Below are 3,981 nucleotides of genomic sequence, written 5' to 3'. Positions count from 1 at the left end.
GGTCCGCCGCGCGCCGCGGGGTCACCGCGTCTCCGTCATCTCCGGGCCGCGCTCGGGCAGGGCCGGAGCGTGGGGGCCGCCCTCGGCGGCCGGGGCGTCCGCGCGGGCGCCGCCGAGCACGTCCCGCGCGGGCTCGGCGGGACGGCGGCGGCGCACCGGCTGCGCGTCTGCGGGCGGGTGCAGGGGCAGCAGGTCGCGCGGGGGCAGGGGCCCGGCGCCGCGGACCACCACGACCCCCGAGAGCACCCGCTCCAGGTCGGCGGCCGCGTCGGGCTGGTAGGCGGCCTCCCCGTGGAACACCCCGCGCACGAACCAGCGCGGCCCGTCCACGCCCACGAACCGGGCGACGTTCCAGCCCGGCGAGCCGTCCGGCAGGGCGGCCGGCACACGGGTGAGCAGCTCGGGCCCGAACGCGCCGCGCTGCTCCTGGACCTGCGCCCCGGGGGTGGCGGAGAGGGTCTCGAGCAGCTCGGCGCGCAGGTCGTCCCAGAGGCCCGCAGCCCGCGGGGCGGAGAACGCCTGGATCTGCAGGGCCGAGCGGCCCATGCTCACGGTGACGGCCACGATCCGCTGGGTGGCGTCCTCGAGGTCCAGGCGCAGCTTCATGCCCCTGATTGCGGGCACGCGCAGCCCGCCGAGGTCCACGTAGCCGGAGGTGCCGGGGCGCGCGGCGACGTCGAACGGGCCGCGGACACCTTCGCCGCCGACCGCGGCGGCCTCCGCCTCGGCCTCGACCTGGCGGTCGCGCTCGTCCTTGAGCTGGTCGGGGAGCACCACCTGCTCGTGGCGCACGGCGCGGTTGCGTCCGAAGATCATGCGGTCCTCCCGGGGGTCGTCGTGGGGGTCTGGGGGTCGTCGGCGGCGCCGAAGCCGCCGGTGGAGCCGAAGCCGTCCGCGCCGCGGTCCGAGGCGGGCAGCTCGTCCACCGGCACGAAGCGCGCCTGGACGACGGGCTGGATCACGAGCTGCGCGATCCGGTCGCCGCGCCGCAGCTCCACGGGCGTGCGCGGGTCCAGGTTGATCAGCGGCACCTTGATCTCGCCGCGGTAGCCGGCGTCGATCGTGCCGGGGGCGTTGACCACGCTGAGACCGTGGCGGACCGCCAGGCCCGAGCGGGGGTGGACGAAGCCGGCGTGCCCCGCCGGCAGGGCCAGGGCCACGCCCGTGGGCACGAGGGCCCGCTCGCCGGGGGCCAGGGTCACGTCCACGGTGGTGCGCAGGTCCGCCCCGGCGTCGCCCGGACGGGCGTACGCGGGCGGGGGCAGGTCCGGATCGAGGGCCTGCAGGGGCACGTCGGGCACGGCGGAGTCGGTCACGGGCCCCGACTCTACCGCTCCGCCCCGCGGCCGGGGGCGACGGGCGGCGGCGATGTGGGAAGCTGGAGGACATGCATGAGGACCCCCGCACGGCCCAGATCCGCCCCGACCGTCCCGCCGACGGCCCCGCCTCCCCCGCCGGGTCCGGAGCGGTGCTGTTCGAGGAGCGGCTGAGCCCCTCCCCGGGGGTCTGGGTGGTCGCCCTGATGCTCGCGGCCCTGACCATCCTCGTCTTCGCGCCGATCGACGTGTGGCTGGGCGTCGCCGCCGCCGTCGGGTTCTTCGCGGTCGAGGCGATCGTCCTGACGGCCTCGACGCCGAGGATCGTGGTCACGGAGTCCTCGCTGCAGGTGGGCCGGGCGCAGATCGAGCGCCGGCACGTCGGCGAGGTGACGGGGCACCGGGGGGAGCAGGCGCGCGCCCAGCGCGGGCCGCTGCTGCACGGGCTGGCCTACGTGGCGGTCCGCGGCTGGATCTCCCCGGTGGTGCGCGTGCAGATCACGGACGAGCGCGACCGCACGCCCTACTGGCTCACCAGCACCCGCCGTCCCGAGGAGCTCGTGGCCGCCCTGGGCGGCCGCATGGCCGATCAGGGCGACTGAGCGGGGACTCAGCCCTCGCAGTCGGTGCAGTAGAGGAGGTCGCCGTCCTCGCGGGCGGCCTGGGAGCGGTGCCGCACCAGGAAGCAGGAGGCGCAGGTGAACTCGTCGGACTGGGCGGGCAGCACCCGCACCATCAGCTCCTCGCCGGAGAGGTCGGCGCCGGGCAGCTCGAAGCCCTCCGCGGCCTCCGTCTCGTCCTCGTCCACGACGGCCGACTGCGTGTCCGTGCGCCGCGCCTTCAGCTCCTCGATGGAGTTCTGGCTCAGCTCTTCCTCGTTCTTGCGAGGTGCGTCGTAGTCGGTGGCCATGGTGGGGATCTCACGCTCCGCTGGTGGGGACCGGCACCGGGGCCGGTGCCGTGGGCGACGCCGGGAGCAGGGACCCGCCCGTGGCCGGTCCCCGGCCTGCGCCGTTGCGCGTAGATTGTGCACCATGGGCCGCAGGGCGCCAAATGCTCCGCGGGGGGCCGCCGTCGCACGGCGTCCGTCGACCGGGGTGCAGGCCTCCCCGGGGGGTCGGGAGGCATCCCGCTAGGATCGGACCAGCCCGCGGCCCGGACACCGCCGTGCCGCCCCGGGCCGAGACGACGACGGAAAGGGATGTCCTCCATGGCGGAGCTCCGACTCACCGGTCCCACCGAGGACGGCGACGCGCTGCGTCTGACCACCCCGGACGGGTCCGCGCACACGCTCCCGGTCACCCCCTACTTGCGCCGGCTCGTGGTGGAGCACGACGACGAGCACGCCGAGCCCGCCGGCACGGAGGCCCCGGAGACGCCCGGGCAGGACCCGGCGCCGGAGACCGCGCAGACCCCCGACGACGCGCCGGAGACCGTCGGGCAGGAGGACCGGGTCCCCCAGGAGGGTCAGGACGCGAACGGCCCGTCCCGGCAGGAGCCGGACGAGGAGGACGGCGGCCCGTCGCCCGTCGTGCCGGCCGCCGTGGACCTCACCCCGCGCATCAGCCTCGTCCCGGCCGCCGAGCCGACGGACGGCGAGGAGGCGGACGGGGAGCCGGCCCTCGACGTCGTCCGCTCCCCCGACGCCGAGCGCCCCGAGCCCGTGTCCACCGTGGAGCGTCCCGAGCCCCTGTCCGACGCCGAGCCGTCGGCGACGCCGGTGCGCCCGGTGGCCGAGCAGGAGGACGTGCGTGCCGCCGCGGCAGCGGAGGCCGTGCCGCTGAGCCCGCGGGAGATCCAGGCGCGCATCCGCGCCGGGGCCACCGTGGAGCAGGTGGCCCGGGAGTCGGGCAACGCCTACTCCCGCATCCGCACCTACGGCTTCCCCGTGCTCGCCGAGCGCGGGTACATCGCGCAGCAGGCGCAGAGGGTGGAGGTGTGGGTCGGCGGACCCGACCTCTACTCCTCCACCGTGGCCGACGGCGGGCCCACCACGCTGGGCGAGCTGGGCGCGGACGCCGACGCCCTCGCGTGGGACGCGTGGCGCGAGGGCGCCGGCGCGTGGACGGTGGTGGCGGACTTCCCGCTGCCCGCGGGCGTCGCCCTGCCCACGCGTGAGCAGCCCCCCGCGCGGTGGTCCTTCCGGCCCGCCGGGCGGCACCTGGACCCGCAGAACGCGTGGGCCCGCATCCTCTCCGACGCCGAGGCCTGGGACGTGCGGCACACCGCCGCGCCGGAGTCGGCGACGCCGGACGAGGCGCAGCCGACGGCCGACGCCGAGGCCGTGGCGGAGCCCGTCGACGCCGGCCAGGACGCCGTGACCCCCCGGGGCGCCGTGTCCGCGTCGGCCGACCGGGACGCGGACCTGCTGGAGATCCTGCGCAGCCGCCGCGGCCGCCGCGTGGGACAGGACGAGGAGTCCGACGACGCCCTCGCCCACCTGATCGCCCGCGAGGCCCAGGCCCGCGAGGCGGCGGAGCCGTCCGAGACGGGCGCCGGGCAGGCGAACGAGGTGGCGGAGGCCGTGCCGGACGCGGAGGCCCCCGACGACGTCCAGGCGGACGCCCCGGCCCCCAGCCGGGCCGCGCGGCTGCTGCGCGGGCTGCCCGCGCTGCCCGAGGACGTCCCTGCCGCGGGGCCCGAGCCGACCACGCCGGTCCAGGAG

Annotated in this window: 5 protein-coding genes; 2 read left to right on the top strand and 3 right to left on the bottom strand. The window is 77.6% G+C overall.

All coding sequences use genetic code 11. The features are described 5' to 3' along the window. Positions 1-21 precede the first annotated feature (21 nt). On the bottom strand, positions 22-816 hold the full coding sequence (locus tag Q4D18_RS11220) for a DUF3710 domain-containing protein (RefSeq protein ID WP_303128460.1): 795 nt from the start codon (positions 814-816) through the stop codon (positions 22-24). Continuing rightward, the gene (gene dut, locus Q4D18_RS11215) at positions 813-1,316 is read right to left on the bottom strand and encodes a dUTP diphosphatase (protein WP_303128457.1); all 504 of its coding nucleotides are present in this window, start codon (positions 1,314-1,316) and stop codon (positions 813-815) included. The genes Q4D18_RS11220 and dut overlap by 4 nt, the downstream gene beginning before the upstream one ends. Positions 1,317-1,387: 71 nt before the next feature. Here dut and Q4D18_RS11210 point away from each other — a divergent pair, with 71 nt between their 5' ends. Beyond that, positions 1,388-1,918, top strand: coding sequence for a DUF3093 domain-containing protein (locus Q4D18_RS11210; protein WP_303128455.1), 531 nt, complete (start codon positions 1,388-1,390; stop codon positions 1,916-1,918). An 8-nt stretch (positions 1,919-1,926) separates the two neighbouring features. On the opposite strand, the gene Q4D18_RS11205 is transcribed toward Q4D18_RS11210, so the two are convergent. Continuing rightward, entirely contained in the window at positions 1,927-2,226 is a 300-nt protein-coding gene (locus tag Q4D18_RS11205; protein WP_303128453.1) for a DUF4193 domain-containing protein, read from the bottom strand. Positions 2,227-2,526: 300 nt separating this feature from the next. On the opposite strand from Q4D18_RS11205, the gene sepH reads away from it, so the two are divergent. Beyond that, positions 2,527-3,981: septation protein SepH (gene sepH, locus Q4D18_RS11200; protein WP_303128450.1), on the top strand; the 1,455-nt coding region annotated here is incomplete at its 3' end.

Origin of the sequence: Micrococcus sp. (assembly GCF_030523875.1) — a bacterium.
Taxonomy (GTDB): Bacteria; Actinomycetota; Actinomycetes; order Actinomycetales; family Micrococcaceae; genus Micrococcus.
This window is presented reverse-complemented; position numbering and strand designations above follow the sequence as displayed.